10 protein-coding genes are annotated in these 16,567 nt (G+C 43.7%); 5 read left to right on the top strand and 5 right to left on the bottom strand.

All coding sequences use genetic code 11. The features are described from left to right. Positions 1 to 21: 21 nt before the first annotated feature. The 4 genes from glmM to cysS all read right to left on the bottom strand — a co-directional run bounded on the left by glmM (position 22) and on the right by cysS (position 7,181). Positions 22 to 1,392, bottom strand: a complete 1,371-nt coding sequence (gene glmM / locus JMW64_RS07880; RefSeq protein WP_201553999.1) for a phosphoglucosamine mutase — start codon at positions 1,390 to 1,392, stop codon at positions 22 to 24. Between the two features lie 213 nt (positions 1,393 to 1,605). After that, positions 1,606 to 3,078: an IMP dehydrogenase gene (gene guaB / locus JMW64_RS07885; RefSeq protein ID WP_045454296.1), complete on the bottom strand. Its 1,473-nt coding sequence runs from the start codon at positions 3,076 to 3,078 to the stop codon at positions 1,606 to 1,608. A 402-nt stretch (positions 3,079 to 3,480) separates the two neighbouring features. Further along, positions 3,481 to 5,481, bottom strand: coding sequence for a mechanosensitive ion channel family protein (locus tag JMW64_RS07890; protein WP_227694129.1), 2,001 nt, complete (start codon positions 5,479 to 5,481; stop codon positions 3,481 to 3,483). Between the two features lie 239 nt (positions 5,482 to 5,720). Further along, a complete protein-coding gene (gene cysS / locus JMW64_RS07895; protein ID WP_201554001.1) occupies positions 5,721 to 7,181 on the bottom strand; it encodes a cysteine--tRNA ligase in 1,461 nt (486 codons plus the stop codon). Between the two features lie 218 nt (positions 7,182 to 7,399). On the opposite strand from cysS, the gene JMW64_RS07900 reads away from it, so the two are divergent. Continuing rightward, positions 7,400 to 7,996 carry a cob(I)yrinic acid a,c-diamide adenosyltransferase gene (locus JMW64_RS07900; protein ID WP_045446323.1) on the top strand — a complete coding sequence of 199 codons (597 nt, stop codon included), beginning with the start codon at positions 7,400 to 7,402 and terminating at the stop codon, positions 7,994 to 7,996. A gap of 169 nt (positions 7,997 to 8,165) precedes the next feature. Here the strand turns inward: JMW64_RS07900 and JMW64_RS07905 are convergent, their stop codons facing one another. Further along, positions 8,166 to 9,101 (bottom strand): hypothetical protein, encoded by a 936-nt coding sequence (locus JMW64_RS07905; protein WP_201502151.1) that lies wholly within the window; start codon positions 9,099 to 9,101, stop codon positions 8,166 to 8,168. Positions 9,102 to 9,539: 438 nt separating this feature from the next. On the opposite strand from JMW64_RS07905, the gene JMW64_RS07910 reads away from it, so the two are divergent. The 4 genes from JMW64_RS07910 to JMW64_RS07925 all read left to right on the top strand — a co-directional run bounded on the left by JMW64_RS07910 (position 9,540) and on the right by JMW64_RS07925 (position 16,367). Continuing rightward, positions 9,540 to 10,268, top strand: coding sequence for a glycerophosphodiester phosphodiesterase (locus JMW64_RS07910; RefSeq protein ID WP_201554003.1), 729 nt, complete (start codon positions 9,540 to 9,542; stop codon positions 10,266 to 10,268). Positions 10,269 to 10,717: 449 nt separating this feature from the next. After that, positions 10,718 to 11,896 carry an acyl-CoA desaturase gene (locus JMW64_RS07915; protein ID WP_201555084.1) on the top strand — a complete coding sequence of 393 codons (1,179 nt, stop codon included), beginning with the start codon at positions 10,718 to 10,720 and terminating at the stop codon, positions 11,894 to 11,896. A 323-nt stretch (positions 11,897 to 12,219) separates the two neighbouring features. Continuing rightward, the gene (locus tag JMW64_RS07920) at positions 12,220 to 13,686 is read left to right on the top strand and encodes a protein adenylyltransferase SelO (protein ID WP_201554005.1); all 1,467 of its coding nucleotides are present in this window, start codon (positions 12,220 to 12,222) and stop codon (positions 13,684 to 13,686) included. Between the two features lie 359 nt (positions 13,687 to 14,045). Further along, the gene (locus tag JMW64_RS07925) at positions 14,046 to 16,367 is read left to right on the top strand and encodes an NADP-dependent malic enzyme (protein WP_060491229.1); all 2,322 of its coding nucleotides are present in this window, start codon (positions 14,046 to 14,048) and stop codon (positions 16,365 to 16,367) included. The last annotated feature ends 200 nt before the right edge of the window (positions 16,368 to 16,567 follow it).

A 16,567-nucleotide genomic window follows, 5' to 3' on the forward strand; every position in this document is an offset into this window, starting at 1 on the left:
TAATATAACTATATTATGACGTTAACCCAATACTGCTTTGATATGGTCAGCCAAATCATTTGCCAATACATCACATTCTATTTCATCATCTGACTCAACCATCACACGTATCATAGGTTCTGTACCTGATTGGCGAATGAGCAGACGACCGCGACCCTCTAAAGTAGCCTGTGCTTTTGCAAAAGCAGCAACCAGCTCTTCATGCTCAAACGGATCTTGCATTTTACTTAAGCGCACATTGACCAGTTTTTGTGGCAATTTTTCAAAGCCTTCGGTCAAATCACTTAGCGCTTTACCACGTGCTTCCATCACCGCAAGCACTTGCAAGCCGGCGATAATGGCATCACCCGTACGACTCTTATCTAAACATAGAATATGACCCGATGGTTCGCCGCCCAGTATCCAGCCATTCGCTTCAAGCTCATGCATCACATAACGATCGCCTACTTTTGCACGCGTAAATTTAATATCTGCCGCTTTGAGCGCCAGCTCTAAGCCCATGTTACTCATCAGCGTACCAACCACACCTTTCGCCTTAGTCTGACCTTGGGTAGCAAGTACGTATAAAATGCCATCGCCGTCGACCAGATTACCAGCCTCATCAACCATCACAATACGATCACCATCACCGTCTAGTGCGATACCGACATCTGCCTCGTGCTCAATCACTGCTTTCTGTAAGCCTTCAGGGTGAGTAGAGCCGCAGTCGGCATTGATATTGATGCCATCAGGCGTATTGTTAATAGCAATCACATTGGCACCCAACTCACGCATGACTCTCGGTGCCACGCTATAGCCTGCACCATTGGCACAATCTACAACGACAGTCAGATGACTCAAGTCGTACTGATAGGGAAAACTGCCTTTACAGAATTCGATATAGCGACCTTTGGCATCATTAATTCGATTGTTTTTCCCCAATTGTGCTGGATCAAGAATAGGCATGATCACGTTATTGTCCGCCTCAGAGGCACTCATAATCGCTTTTAGCTTGTCATTAATAGAGTTTTGCATCTCATCAGTCAGCTTTTTGCCATCACCTGAAAACAGCTTGATACCGTTATCATAGTAAGGGTTGTGCGACGCTGAAATAACCACCCCAGCATCTGCATTAAAACTACGGGTCAAATGCGCAATCGCTGGTGTGGGTAATGGTCCAAGCATATGCACATCAACACCAGCGGCATTAAACCCCGCTTGCAATGCCCCTTCGATAACATAGCCTGACAGCCGCGTATCCTTACCAATGACCACGCTTGGCTTGCGAGCAGGATTGTCATTATTCTCTATCAGCACACATCCCGTCACATAGCCCAACTTTAAAATAAAGTCTGGTGTGATCGGCGACTCACCGAATTTTCCGCGAATACCATCGGTGCCAAAGTAGCTCATTATGTATGCTCCCAAATCTAAGAGTGAAAACCAGACGAATACGCAAACAATAACGTATAAACAGTCTAAGTAGTTATTATTATAATCCGCTTGTGTATTTTACAAAAAAAACAGCCAACAATAACAAGGCATTGTTGGCTGTTTGTATCTTAAGGTCACTGCAGCCCTGCAAAATAGCTATCGTTGACGTAATGCAGGATTATAAAAGACCTTTTAATTCACACGATAGTTCGGTGCTTCTTTAGTGATTTGAACATCATGGACATGCGACTCTTTCATACCCGCCGATGTCACCTTAATGAATTGCGGATTGGTACGCATATCTTCGATGGTCGCAGAGCCAGTATAACCCATTGATGAGCGCAAACCGCCAACCAACTGATTAACAATACCAGCAACTGGACCTTTATAAGGAACTCGGCCTTCGATACCTTCTGGTACTAATTTCTCTACGCCATCTTTAGCATCTTGGAAGTAACGATCTGATGAGCCATTTGAGCCTGACATCGCACCAAGGCTACCCATACCGCGGTAAGCTTTGTAGTAACGACCTTGGAACAGTTCTACTTCGCCTGGGGCTTCTTCAGTACCAGCCATCAATGAGCCTACCATGATGCACGAAGCACCAGCGGCGATGGCTTTTGCCATATCACCTGAATAGCGAATACCGCCATCAGCAATCAGTGGAATACTGTCTTTTAATGCGCTAGCGACGTTATCGATGGCTGAGATTTGCGGCACACCGATACCAGCGATGATACGCGTCGTACAGATAGAACCAGGGCCAATACCGACTTTTACCGCATCAGCGCCTGCATCACGTAGTGCAAGTGCAGCATCACCTGTTGCGATATTGCCACCGATGACTTGTACGTGTGGATAGTGCTTTTTAATCCAAGACACCTTATCAATCACGCCTTTTGAATGACCATGTGCGGTATCAACCACGATGATATCGACGTCAGCAGCGATTAACGCTTCAACACGCGCTTGGGTATCTGCACCAGTACCAACAGCAGCACCAACACGTAGACGACCTTGCTCATCTTTACAAGCATTTGGATTGTTTTCAGCTTTTGCAAAATCATTAACCGTAATCAAACCACGTAAGCGGAAATGATCGTCGATAACAATGACTTTTTCAATGCGGTGTTCATGTAGCAGACGCTTGATGTTTTCATTGCTTTCACCTTCATGTACTGTGACCAACTGATCTTTTGGCGTCATGATTTTGCTGACTGGCAAAGACAGATTGGTTTCAAAGCGCCAATCTCTGTGAGTCACAATACCCACGACATTATCAGTACCTCTTTCTACCACAGGTACGCCTGAGATATTATTATCTTGCGTCAGCTGTAGCAGATCACCAATCGTCATCTCTGGATGCACAGTGATCGGATCTACGACCGTACCTGCTTCAAATTTTTTGACGCGACGTACTTGTGTGGCTTGCTTGGCGATATCCATGCTCTTGTGCAAGATACCCATACCGCCTAACTGTGCCATCGTAATGGCCATTTCAGATTCGGTCACGGTATCCATCGCGGCAGAAATCAGCGGTAGATTCAGCGTGATATTTTTGGTCAAACGGGTAGTCAGATCGGCAGTTTTTGGCAAGACTTCAGAATAAGCTGGCAACAATAAAACGTCATCAAAGGTTAAGGCTTCATCGACAATTCGCAACATACAGACCCCTAGTGGTGGTTATTTTGATGGGTGGGATATTTTTGGCATTAAGACAATCAACCAAAATCACCGATATGACTTTATGAAGCTAAAGTCTTAAAATTAAAGACCTCGTATCACAAAGTTTTAGATAATCAGCAATGAACCAGCCGGTGTTTGTGATTAAACAAACAGAGACACTCGAAAATTGCCATTGATTGATGCTAATAAGTTTGCACAAATATAGCGCGCCCCTACTCTTAATCGCTCATTTATCCCTTAAAAATAACGCCATATTATAACAAATAATCAGACAAATCGCATGCTATATTTGTCAGCTTATTTTGCTAGCGCTTGTCTATCAATATCGACATCTGTAAAGCCCAGCTATTTAAAAGCATAGAAAATACACTCAATCGTTGGTTACTGGTCTTGACCCTTCAATATCAAACGTTCAGCAGGCAGATAAGCTTTTTGTTTGCTATATAAGTAATTCAACATCTGCTCACGTATCTCACAGGCCAGTGTCCATGCTTCTATAGGACCTACCGCTGAAACAGCGCCGCGCAGGTGAATAATGTTGGCAGTCACCTCAACGACAAACATTTCAGGCTCAGTTTTGTTGTCCCAAAGCTTATTGTCTTTGACCGCCGATATAAATTGCTGGCGAATGGCATCAATATCTGCACCATAATCGACATATAAAAACACAGGACAGGTCTGATGTACTTCTGTATGTGACCAGTTTTCTACCGTTTCGGTGATCAGTTCACGCATCGGCACGATTAATCGACGTTCATCCCATGTTTTGAGTACCGCATACGTATAACGCAGGTCTTCAACGGTACTAAAATTGCCATCCATTATCACACTGTCGCCAATCCGTACCGGCTGGGTCACGGCCACCTGTACCCCAGCAATAATGTTACCCAGTATCGGCTGCGCGGCAATTCCGATGACCACGCCTGCGATACCAGCCGAGGTCAATAGCGTTTTGCCAAGACCTTCCATGTTGGCAAATTCACTGAGACCAATCCAAATACTGCCCAAAATCATGACAAAAATAAAGACGCGGCGAAATATCGATACATAAGTACGGCGACGGCGCTCTTTATCAAAGTGCTCTTCAGCCAGATTTTCAATTTGTAGGCTTTGATAGCGATTAGCAAAAAAGTTAATAACGCGAATGCCAAGCCATAAGGTGCTAAATACTAGCCCAATCCAGATAAGCGGACGAGTCGATGAAGCTACCGCATCCAAATAAGGAAAGCCGCCTGACACTAAAGTAAAGACGAGCAAAAAACTGATGGTAAAAGTCAACGGCACGGTCAGCTTATTAACCAAATCTGCCACGCCATTAGTACTACCAACATAATTGCTGTATTTTTCATCGTCAATATAACGGCTGATGATTTTTTCCGTGCCTTTACTGAGCAACCATCCTACTCCCATGGTCACTAAGAAAAACAGTGCTAATGCCAAAAACTCCCATAGTGCGATACTGAAAATCTTAAGTTTTAACCATCCAGGTAAATAACGCTCAAATTCCGCTGGATGATATTGCTCATAGAGATTGTCGATATTATCAACGGTCTGTGCAGAAAACACCCAAATAGGCGCAGCTTCACCAACCCGTACTCTTTGCAAATAGATGGGGACACGGCGCTCACGATAGTCGATATAGCCTAGCTGAATCGAACGTCTAGGGATACCCATGATACTACTGGTATTGCCAAGTGGCGGCTCGATTAAACCATCTGGGCGATCTGGCAGATCATCAAAGACGTAAAGCTCTTTTTCCGTTAACAAAAAATCCAACCGTTTTGATAAATCAAGCGCGTGGTTACGCTGAATTTTCTGATCGATTAAATTCATGTTGAGTGCATAAGCAGCCAAGTCGTATTGTTGCTTCATGACCGCTGACTGAAAAAACTCTAAAGTCGCCAGTGGTGTGGTTAAATTTGGCAGTTCAGACAATGGCGGTAAGCCTACATTGAGCTTGTCTAGCAAATAATAACCTTCATTGTATTCACCCGTCAGTCCAGAATCGCCCTGCAAATTACCCGCTTGCTCTACTGCATTGCGCTCGGTAGGATCAAATATTTCTTCTGCAACGCCAGAGATGCTGAGGCTTTCGTCTTTAATTGTATTGATTTTCTGAGTGGCATATTCAGCCAGATTATCGGGCTTACTGATTGAAGTTGATGATGAGCTAGACTGCTCATCCGCAGCTTGTTCGCTATCGCTAGTGCTTGCGGCATTAGCGGGTGCAAACACAGCACTCATGCTGACTATAAAAAAAACCAATAGTAATGACAAAGTACTGGCGCGCACATTCCAACGCTGGGCGTTAGGATAGTGGTCACTGTCGGTATCAATTGCTATACGATGACCGCCAACAATGCTTTTTTTGAGAATATTCATATTTTAAAAGCCATTAATTCACTTGATGTTTGCATCTCTTGAAGCTTGCCTACAAAGCTTATTCTTACATATATTACATAGCCAATTTAGCTTGATCTTTCTTGTTTGACTGCAATTTGTCTTGTTCTTAGCACCATTTTTAGAATGATGATACGCCCTAGTTTAGTCTATAAAAAAAGCCAGCTCAAAGCTGACTTAGTTTATGACTATCTATATGGGTGTTCTGTAACATGATTGCCTTAAGCACGGCGCCATGTCGTGCCAGCACGGCTGTCTTCAAGCTCAATACCAGCATCTTTTAGTTGCTCACGTATCTCATCAGCACGCGCAAAGTTTTTATTGGTTTTGGCATCCGCACGCTCAATGATTAAACCATCGATATTGTCATCGGTTAAACCATTATCTGCCTGTTCACCAATTATTGCTTGCAAAAACTGTTGAACTGGCTGCTGCAAAATATTGAGTACCTGTGCCAATGCTTTGAGCTGCTCTGCTAATTGCCATGCGGTGTCTACGTCTTCGGCTTTAATGGCTTTATTAATGTCGCGCGCAAGCCCAAACAGTACACTGATCGCCGTTGAACTATTAAAATCATCGTTCATGGCTTTGATGAAGTCTTGTCCAGCACTGCTGCTATAAGCATCATTTATCAGCGTATCACTGACGACGAGCGCCTGCCCTTTTTGTTGTTCGGCCAATTTTAACGCATTATATAATCTGCTTAGGCTATTATGTGCTTCATCCAATGCGTTGTCAGAAAAATTGACTTGGCTGCGATAATGGCTTGATAATAAGAAAAAGCGCACCGTTTCAGGTAGATATCTTGCCATCACGTCACGAATGGTAAAAAAGTTACCCAACGACTTGGACATTTTTTCGCCATCGACATTAATGAAACCGACATGCATCCAGTTACGCGCGTATTCACAGCCAGTCGCGGCTTCAGACTGCGCTATCTCGTTTTCGTGATGCGGAAACTGTAAGTCATGACCACCGCCATGAATATCAAAGGTATTACCTAAGCACTTAGTCGACATCGCTGAGCATTCGATATGCCAACCTGGACGCCCTTGTCCCCATGGTGATGCCCATTGCGGCTCATTAGGTTTTGCGGCTTTCCATAAGACAAAATCAAACGGATTGCGTTTGTCATTTTCGACATCGACACGTGAACCTGCTTGCATCTCATCGAGATTACGCTTAGACAATTTACCATAATCTGCAAAATTATCGACGGCATAGTAGACATCACCATTGTCGCCTGCGTACGCATAGTCACCTGTGACCAAGGTCTCAATCATTTGCTGCATATCATCGATATGATCAGTCGCGCGCGGCTCAGCGTCTGGCATCTCGCAGCCAAGAGCGGTTGCATCTTCGTGCATGGCTTCAATAAAACGCTGCGTCAACGTACCAATCTCTTCGCCGTTTTCGGTGGCACGAGCGATGATCTTGTCATCGATATCGGTGATATTGCGCACATAATTAACGTCATAGCCTAACTGAGCCAACCAGCGCACTACCATGTCAAAACCAACCATCACCCGCGCATGCCCAATATGACAATAATCATAAACGGTCATACCGCACACATACATGCCTACTTGCCCTGATTTGAGTGGTACAAACTGACGTTTTCCGCCAGTCAGTGAGTCATGAATAGCAAGCTGAGACATCGCATCGGCAAGTGGTGTGGTCATGGTTAAAAAGCCTTTTAATATAAATGAAATAGATAAAATAAAAACAAAAATATAATCAATGTTTGGATATTAAACAGTACTGACTATGGTCGCTATAACTGTAAAAATAGCGGCAACATAAAACCTAACCCATTATCTTAGCGAAAACAGCCATAAAATACTACAATGAGCCCGCAACTAACATCATTCAATCATAAAAAACTGTTAAGGATTTAGATATGGGCAATCGTTTAAGCAAAATATATACGCGTACTGGAGATGACGGTAGCACTGGCATGGCAGATGGCAGCCGCGTCAGCAAAGCAGACAATCTATTTAGCGTAATGGGTGATATCGACGAGCTTAACTCACACATTGGTCTGGTACGTGCTCAGTTACAGCATAATAAAGGGCAATCTATAGAAAAAGAATTTTCTCAAGCGTTAGTCATCATTCAGCATTTATTGTTTAATATCGGTGGTGAGCTGGCTATGCCAGAATATGAAGGCGTCAATGCCACTCACATTACATGGTTAGAACAGCAAATTGATGCGATGAATACGACCTTGCCGCCGCTAAAAGATTTTATCTTGCCCACAGGTTCAGTATTGGTCAGCCAACTACACGTTGCGCGGACGGTCTGTCGCCGTGCTGAGCGCCAAGCAGTGCTATTACAACAAGAGCGACCACAAGCGATTCGCAGTACGGCCGTGAGCTTTATCAATCGCTTATCGGATTGGTTGTTTGTCGCTGCTCGCTTTTGTACAGATCCCAACAAAGTCTCTGAAGTCTTATGGGACAGTCAGGTATTACAAAAATTCGCTGATAAAAAATAATTGCGCAGGACTACTTCAGTGGACTAAAACGCTAAAATAACACCCTAGAATCAAGCCCTAGAATAAAATATAAAAAAGCCCGCAACCTTAACACTGCGGGCCTTTTACTGACTAAGCGATACTATTCAGTAACGAAAACATGGTTCGAGAACAGCTTAAATCTTACTAATTAGTAAGTAGCGCTGTCATCTTCAATAATGACCATATCGATACTTTCATCTTTAGGTACTGATTTCGGTACAGCTGGTGTGGCTGGGGTTTTAACCTCAGGAGTGGCTGATGCGCTGCTATCCGTATTACTACTGCTTGGATTGTTAATAGTCGGCGGCGTGGCAGGCTGAGTAGGACGAATCGGCTCAACTGGCTTGACTACTTGAGGCTGACGAACGGGTGCTGACTGACTGTCATCGTTTTGTGCTGCACGGCGTTCAGTGCTACGTTGGGCGCGCTGCTCATCCATCGCTGATTTAAATACAGAACCTGCCATCACATCGGCGACCACAGTAATCAATGCTGGCTGCCCAGCAATACGTGTGCGTACTTGACCGCCTTGAGTACCAACGACATAGGTAAAGGCATCATCAACCAACATGTTATTGTTGATACGAATATTATTTTGCGCTAAGCGTGATTGTAGGCTCGGCAGATTGTTGGCTGCTTGTACTTGACTGGCTTGATACAAATCTTCGCTTGGCAACGTCATGCTCACACTTGCCTGACAAGTCGTCATACCATTGTCATTGGCTGCTTGTAAAACTGCAGCATTTTGTACATCAATCACAATGCCGTTGGTTTTATTAGTGATAGCGCCGCTAGCGAGACTGATCTCTGCATCATTTGCGTAGTTGGCAGCCAGCGTTTGTGCTTGTTGATTAAGCGTGTTTTTTAGAGCCGTTTTGAGACGATCTTGTACCATTGGGTCATCACAGCTCACCGCAGTAGCTGCGGTGTTTTCAGTAGACGCAGACTCTTGCTCTGTGAGCTCTGCCGTCTCGGTGGTATCTTCCTTCTCTGAGCGATCACAGCCAGCAAGCGCTAAACCACATACCATGCCAATACCAGCCACTTTATACCACTTGCTCACGTTTTTATTTGCTACGCTCATATTTCTTTTGCTCCCAATTTACTAATACGTACCGCCACTGATGGACAGTGATTGATGTTCAAACCGCAACCCTAGCTGCCCTAGGTTTGAAAACCAGATTATTATACGGTGTTTAAATAAAATGTTCATTAGTGTAGCCCATGGATATACAAATAACGCCCCTCATTATAGGTAAAACCTGTACTTAGTTGCAAAAACATAACAAATACATACTTATGAATTCGTTATAAATACGCTTTTAGACTACCGCGATCAACTAGGGTCTGTTGAATGTTTGACAGACAGTAAACCTATTCTAAGATTTCGCGCAGCTCATATCTATAAGGTTTTTGGATAAAAGGAACCACATAGTAATATTGCTCTATCGAGCAAATTTTATTAGACGCTGTTGTTTTAGCACTATATGATTGCGCGTATCACTAACCAACCATATAAATTATGATAAATTTCGAAAACACGCTTTTATTGGGTCATCGCGGTGCGCGCGGCGAAGCATTAGAAAATACCTTTTCAGGCTTTGAGTACGCTCAACGTCTCAACACTCAGGGTCTAGCAGGGGTTGAGTTTGATGTACAACTGAGCGCGGATGGTCATTTAATCGTGTTTCATGATGACACGCTGCAACGCATGTGTGGTCAGCAAGCACGTGTTGATCAGTTAAATCTTACTGAGATTCAACGCCATTCGCAGTTTGGTCATCAGATTATGACATTAGGGCAGGTAGCACCGTTGCTAAAGGGCTTTACTGATATTGAACTGGAGATTAAAACGCATGACCGTACTGATTATGCTAAATTGGTAAAAGCATTGACACGCAACCTCATCGATAGCCCACTTGCCAAACTACCCATTGTGCTGACCAGCTTTGATGTAGAGCTACATGTTCGCTTACAACGTCATCCATTACTAAAGCATATCTCTCGCGGCTTGCTCATTCGCACACCTGAAGTCTCAATGACTGCGCCGGATACCGCCTTGCAACTTGGCTGTATTCAGCTAGGTATCCACTATCCGCTTATTAGTCGAGCAGTCATTGAACATAGCCACCGTTATGGCTTGCCAGTGAGTGCGTGGACGGTCAATGATATTGACACGATTAAACAGCTGATCGCATGGCAAGCTGACGTCATCATCACTGATTATCCAAGTCATTTACTGCTGGGTTAATAAGCATCGCCTTTATTTGATTTATTTAAAATCATCTACATATCTACGGTGTTACTTACACTTCTCCTCAATGCCTGATAAGTCATCCATTATTTTCGTTAATACATTCCATAATCAATACAAGTTATTGTTATTTAGCAATATTTTTACAGTGTATAACTGTTCACTTTATTGATTTTTTAAGGTATCATATAGGCTTAAATTAATACCGCTAGGGATATTATATGATTGCAAAAAAAGCACTTGGCTTACCGCTTAAAGGCTTACGTTTCGCTATCAAATCTGGTGATACGCTTATCAAAGCCGCCAGCACTCAAGCCACACGTTTTAAGACACGTTTTGACGAGAGTAAAACTGCAAGCTCGCTTAATGAGCAGCCTGTTGCCAAACGCAACTACGCCCATGCTGCGGGAGAGCAAGATGTCTCTACTAAAGAAGACAGCATTGATATGCGCGAGTTTGAGTTTACCAAAGCGCCGATCAACTGGATTCCAGCGACTATTCTAGTAGCCACACCTATTGCTGCTGCGATCATTACACCATGGTATTTGTTTACTCATGATGTTAGCGCGCCAGTTTGGGGCGTATTTGGTGCCTTTATGGTATGGACAGGCATTAGTATTACCGCTGGTTATCATCGCCTGCTATCGCATCGTGCTTATAAAGCGCATCCAATCGTCAAAAACTTTTTATTGCTAGGTTCTACCTTTGCCGTACAAGGTTCAGCGTTTGATTGGGTTTCTGGTCACCGTACGCATCATCGTCATGTCGATGACCGCTTAGAAGACCCGTACTCAGCAAAGCGTGGCTTTTTCTTTAGTCATATGGGCTGGATGCTACGCAATTATCCTAGCGGTAAATTTGACTATAAAAATATCCCTGACCTAACCAAAGATAGAACCTTACAGATTCAGCATAAATATTATGGTCTCTGGGTTGCGGCATTGAACATCGGTGCAGTCGCTGCGATCGGTTGGTTATTGGGTGATGTTTGGGGTACTTTGGTCATCGTAGGCTTACTACGTCTGGTACTGACGCATCACTTTACCTTCTTTATTAATTCGCTATGTCATATGTTTGGCACGCGTCCTTATACGGATACCAATACTGCCCGTGATAACTTCTTCTTAGCTATCTTTACGTGGGGTGAGGGTTACCATAACTACCATCACTTCTTCCAATACGACTATCGTAACGGGGTAAAATGGTGGCAGTATGATCCTACTAAATGGTTGATTGCTGGCCTATCGAAGCTGGGCTTAACCAGTGAGCTACGTACCGTTGATGACACCACTATCAAGCATGCAGAAGTACAAATGCAATTTAAAGCGGCACAGCAGCAGATTGATACGGCAGCAGTGGGCGGTCTTGATCTTCCTCATGCCATGAAAAGCTTCCAAGACCGTATTAAGTTTGAATATGATGCCTTTATGCAGACTGTTGAAGAATGGCAAGCACTCAAAGCCAAAACGATTGAGCTGAAAAAAACAGAATATGCCGATCGCTTGCATGAAATGGAAGATGAGCTAAAGCACGACTATGCCAAAATTGAACAAAAAATTCTTGAGCATAATAGCAATTTGAAAACTGCGTTTCGCTCTATCGGCATCAGTAAAAAAGCGGCATAATCGCTGATTATTAAACTGTATTTTATTATCTTTGTGATGAACGATAATTGTAAAGCTTCTCCTTCCCTCTATCTGTTACAGATAGAGGGATTTTTTTGCTCATCCTTTATAGATCGTGTCGAACATTGTTTTATAGAAATCAAAAGGACAAGTGGAAGCAATATCTTTGTTTGATAGGCTAAATGCATTCAATATTACTCATGGTTTTTGGGTGCGCTATTACAAGAGATGGACAGAGTGAAACGATGTAATATCAAGGCTATGCTATAGTGTTTTTATCACCCCTACACTTTACTTACACTTCAAAAGCAGGAACGGCTTGTATGCGCTATCAAAATACCTATATCAATCTAGACACACGCCTTTATCATGAGCAACCGCCGACGCCGCTGGACAATCCACGTGCTGGACACTTCAACATGCACTTTGCGCAGCAGTTAGGCTGGACAGATGATGAAGATCTGATGACACATTGGGTAGAGATACTCAGTGGTCAATACGTGCCAGCGGATTTTAAGCCATTGGCCATGGTTTATGCGGGTCACCAGTTTGGACAATGGGCAGGTCAATTGGGTGATGGGCGCGGCTTACTGATGGCACAAGTGCTCGATAACAATAATCAATTGCAAGACTTGCACCTTAAGGGCATTGGTCTGACGCCTTACTCGCGGATGGGTGATGGGCGTGCTGTCTTGCGCAGCACTATTCGCGAGTATTTATGTGGTCATGCCCTTACACAATTAGGTGTTCCTTCCTCTAATGCTTTGGGATTTGTTGTCTCCGATACGAGGGTGCGCCGTGAGCGCATGGAAGCAGGTGCGGCATTGATGCGCGTGGCTGATAGTCATATTCGCTTAGGTCATATCGAGTGGATCGCCAGTTTTGCCCCTGACTTACTTGCTGAATTTACCGATTATATGATTGATACTTATTATCCAGAGTGCCGTGATAGTGACGCTCCCATACTGACATTTTTAACCACGGTGGTTGAGCGAACCGCACGAATGATTGCTGACTGGCAACTGATTGGCTTTGCGCATGGCGTGATGAATACTGACAACCTCTCTATCACTGGTAGCACCTTAGACTTTGGTCCATTTGGTTTTATGGAGCGTTTTAATCCTGCTTGGATCAACAACCACTCTGATCATACTGGTCGCTACGCTTATCAGAATCAACCTGCTATTGGTCACTGGAATCTCAATGCTTGGCTGCCACATTTTATGCGCTTAGAGGGCGTAACGCGTGAGGCGTTAGCGGACTGTCTAGCGCCTTATGAGGCTACCTTTATGCAGCATTATCAGCAAGGATTGTGCCGTAGGCTTGGGCTGCCGCATGCAAAAGAGAGTCTAACCTTGGCTTTCGAATGGCTAACCTTGTTAGAAGACAACTTGCTGGACTATACCAATAGCTTCCGTGCGCTACTCGGTTTGGTCGCGCCGAATGAGCACCATTATGAAGAGCACCTATTGTCAATCATGACGAATGAGCTTAGCGATGATGCCCAGCAAGTCTGGCAAGATTGGTCGACTCGTTATATGGCTCAAATACAGCAGCTGCCACTTGAGCAAGTTATCGATGATATGCAGCACAATAATCCTGTTTATGTACTGCGTAATAGTATGGCGCAGCGTGCCATTACGGCAGCAGAACAAGGACAGTTCGAAGAAGTGAGTCGAGTATTCGATTTACTGGCTAACCCTTATCAGGTACAAGCAATCGCTACCCTTCTCGACACGATGCCGCCTACCCCACATGCGCCGCAAATGCCGATTAGTTGCTCGTCTTAATGATATGTTATTAAACTGCTATTCTGTAATATTTTGAAACATTATGAGATTAAGGTTGATATTTAACCCTATTTTTTGGCATTATTAATTGGCTAAATAATGAATATCATTTTACTATATTATTCTCGCCGTTCACGGCAGCTGACTAGGCAGTGAATTGGCAATAGTGCTAGAATAACTATTCCACTAGATTACTTTTTTGGCTCAATGCTTAATCGCTAATCCTGACACTTTGAATTATTAACTGTTTAGCGTCACGTTGCCCTTAGAGGATTATTATTCCATGATTTTTTGAGGGTAAAACGTTATTTTTATCTCCATTTACTTTATTCCAATTTATTCTAACCATGGCAATTATTATGAATGACGATACCACTTTGAATACGGATAACCTTAGTACAGAAAAAGAGCAGTTTGAACAAGCTGCCTTACATTATCATGAGTTCCCACGTCCAGGCAAAATCTCTGTCACCCCTATTAAGCAGTTGGCAAACCAACGTGACTTAGCACTTGCCTATTCACCAGGTGTGGCAGTTCCTTGTCTTGAGATTCAAAGAGATCCGACGTTAGCGGCTAAATATACCGCCCGTAGCAACTTGGTTGGTGTTATCACCAACGGTACTGCGGTACTGGGTCTAGGTAATATCGGGCCATTGGCATCGAAGCCTGTGATGGAAGGTAAAGGGGTTCTATTCAAAAAATTCGCAGGTATCGACGTTTTTGATATTGAAATTGCACAAAATGATCCAGACAAATTCATCGAAGCCGTTGCCTCTCTTGAGCCTACTTTCGGTGGTATCAATCTAGAAGACATCAAAGCACCAGAATGTTTCAAAATTGAGCGTGAATTACGTAAGCGTATGAACATTCCAGTCTTTCATGATGACCAACATGGTACGTCAATCATTGTTGCAGCAGCAATGCTCAACGCGCTATTGATTACTGGCAAAAAAATCGAAGAGATCAAAATCGTCTGTTCAGGTGCTGGTGCCGCCGCCATTTCTTGTTTAGATATTATTTGCGCACTTGGTGTAAACAAAAACAATATCTTCGTTTCAGATTCACGCGGTATCATTACGACTATCCGTGAAAATCTTGACGAAACCAAACAGCGCTATGCGCGTGAGACGACTGCGACCACTATCGACGAAGTGATGGATGATGTCGATATGTTCCTTGGTCTATCGATGCCTGGTACGTTATCTGAAGATATGGTTCGCCGTATGGCAAAAGACCCTATCGTCTTTGCCCTTGCCAACCCAACACCTGAGATCATGCCAGAATTGGCGCACGCCGTACGTCCAGATGTCATCATGGCAACGGGTCGCTCAGACTATCCAAACCAAGTAAACAACGCTTTATGCTTCCCTTACATCTTCCGCGGCGCATTAGATGTTGGTGCCACGACTGTTAACGAAGAGATGAAAGTCGCTTGTGTAAGAGCTATCGCTGCGATGGCACACGTTGAAGCAACGCCAACCACCAGCGCTAGAAACATTGAAAAAATGCAAAGTTTCGGTCGTGATTACCTGATTCCAGGACCTTTAGAGCCAAACCTAATCATCGAGATCGCGTCTGCGGTCGCTCAAGCTGCGATGGACTCAGGCGTTGCAACCTTACCTATCGCTGATATGCAAGCTTATCGTCAGCGTCTGTCTGAGTTTGTCTATAACTCTGCATTCGTGATGAAACCAATCTTTGCTCGCGCTAAAGCCGATCCAAAACGTATCGTTTACTGTGAAGGTGAAGACAATAATATCTTACTTGCTGTGCAAGTGGTCGTTGATGAAAAGCTAGCCCAACCTATTTTAATTGGTCGTCCTTCAGTCATCGAAGCCAATATCGAAAAACTAGGGTTACGTCTAAAAGATGGTGTGAACATCTCTATCGTCAATATCGATGACGATCCTCGTTATAAAGACTACTGGCAGGGTTACTACGAGAAGAACAAACGTCTTGGTGTAAGTATTGAACTTGCTCGCCGTGATGTTCGTCGTAAGACCACATTGATCGGCTCACTATTGGTCGAAAATGGCGCTGCAGATGGCATGGTATGTGGTACGTTTAGCCATTATCAGTTGCACTTAAAATATGTACAAAGCGTTATTGGCAAAAAAGAAGGTGTGAACGACTTCTATGCTATGAATGCAGTACTCATGCAAGATCGTAATATTTTCATCGCTGATACTTATATCCACGAAGATCCAACGGCTGAACAATTGGCTGAAATGACTGTCTTGGCAGTTGATCAATTACGTCGCTTTGGTATTACACCACGTGTCGCACTAGTTTCTCATTCTAACTTTGGCGCTTCAAATCGCACCAGTGCTGTCAAGATGCGCAAGGTATATGAACTGCTGACAGATATGAATGTAGACTTTGAATTTGACGGCGAGATGCAAGGTGACGCCGCGCTGAACGAACACATTCGTTTAAACAACATGCCATCAAGTCCGTTAAAAGGTGCTGCAAATCTGCTCATCTTACCAACACTTGACGCCTCAAATATTGCCTTTAATTTACTCAAGACAGCAACTGGTAGCGCCTCTATTGGTCCTATTTTATTAGGTACTAGCAAACCGGTACATATTCTCACACCATCAGCAACTGCACGTGGTATCGTCAATATGACTGCTCTTTCCGTTACTGAAGCTCAAGATTTGGCGAGCGAAAATCAGTAATTCATCCTGCGCTACCTAGTAGTATGTGTTATCAAGATGGTCTCTATTATTCATTTATAGAGACCGTCTGCTATACTAAAACCAGTCAATGCTATTAAATAGCGTTGGCTGGTTTTTTTGCTTGTTATACATTAGCTAAGACGCAACGTAGCCTTATTCAATATCAGTCATCACTTGCTCAATAAAAATAAAAAATAGAG

The organism is Psychrobacter immobilis (assembly GCF_904846065.1).
GTDB classification, from domain to species: Bacteria; Pseudomonadota; Gammaproteobacteria; order Pseudomonadales; family Moraxellaceae; genus Psychrobacter; species Psychrobacter immobilis_H.

Excerpts from the sequence above, each read along its gene's own strand:
- glmM (WP_201553999.1), bottom strand. The coding sequence starts at position 1,392 with ATGAGCTACTTTGGCACCGATGGTATTCGCGGAAAATTCGGTGAGTCG.
- guaB (WP_045454296.1), bottom strand. The coding sequence starts at position 3,078 with ATGTTGCGAATTGTCGATGAAGCCTTAACCTTTGATGACGTTTTATTG.
- JMW64_RS07890 (WP_227694129.1), bottom strand. The coding sequence starts at position 5,481 with ATGAATATTCTCAAAAAAAGCATTGTTGGCGGTCATCGTATAGCAATT.
- cysS (WP_201554001.1), bottom strand. The coding sequence starts at position 7,181 with ATGACCACACCACTTGCCGATGCGATGTCTCAGCTTGCTATTCATGAC.
- JMW64_RS07900 (WP_045446323.1), top strand. The coding sequence starts at position 7,400 with ATGGGCAATCGTTTAAGCAAAATATATACGCGTACTGGAGATGACGGT.
- JMW64_RS07905 (WP_201502151.1), bottom strand. The coding sequence starts at position 9,101 with ATGAGCGTAGCAAATAAAAACGTGAGCAAGTGGTATAAAGTGGCTGGT.
- JMW64_RS07910 (WP_201554003.1), top strand. The coding sequence starts at position 9,540 with ATGATAAATTTCGAAAACACGCTTTTATTGGGTCATCGCGGTGCGCGC.
- JMW64_RS07915 (WP_201555084.1), top strand. The coding sequence starts at position 10,718 with ATGCGCGAGTTTGAGTTTACCAAAGCGCCGATCAACTGGATTCCAGCG.
- JMW64_RS07920 (WP_201554005.1), top strand. The coding sequence starts at position 12,220 with ATGCGCTATCAAAATACCTATATCAATCTAGACACACGCCTTTATCAT.
- JMW64_RS07925 (WP_060491229.1), top strand. The coding sequence starts at position 14,046 with ATGAATGACGATACCACTTTGAATACGGATAACCTTAGTACAGAAAAA.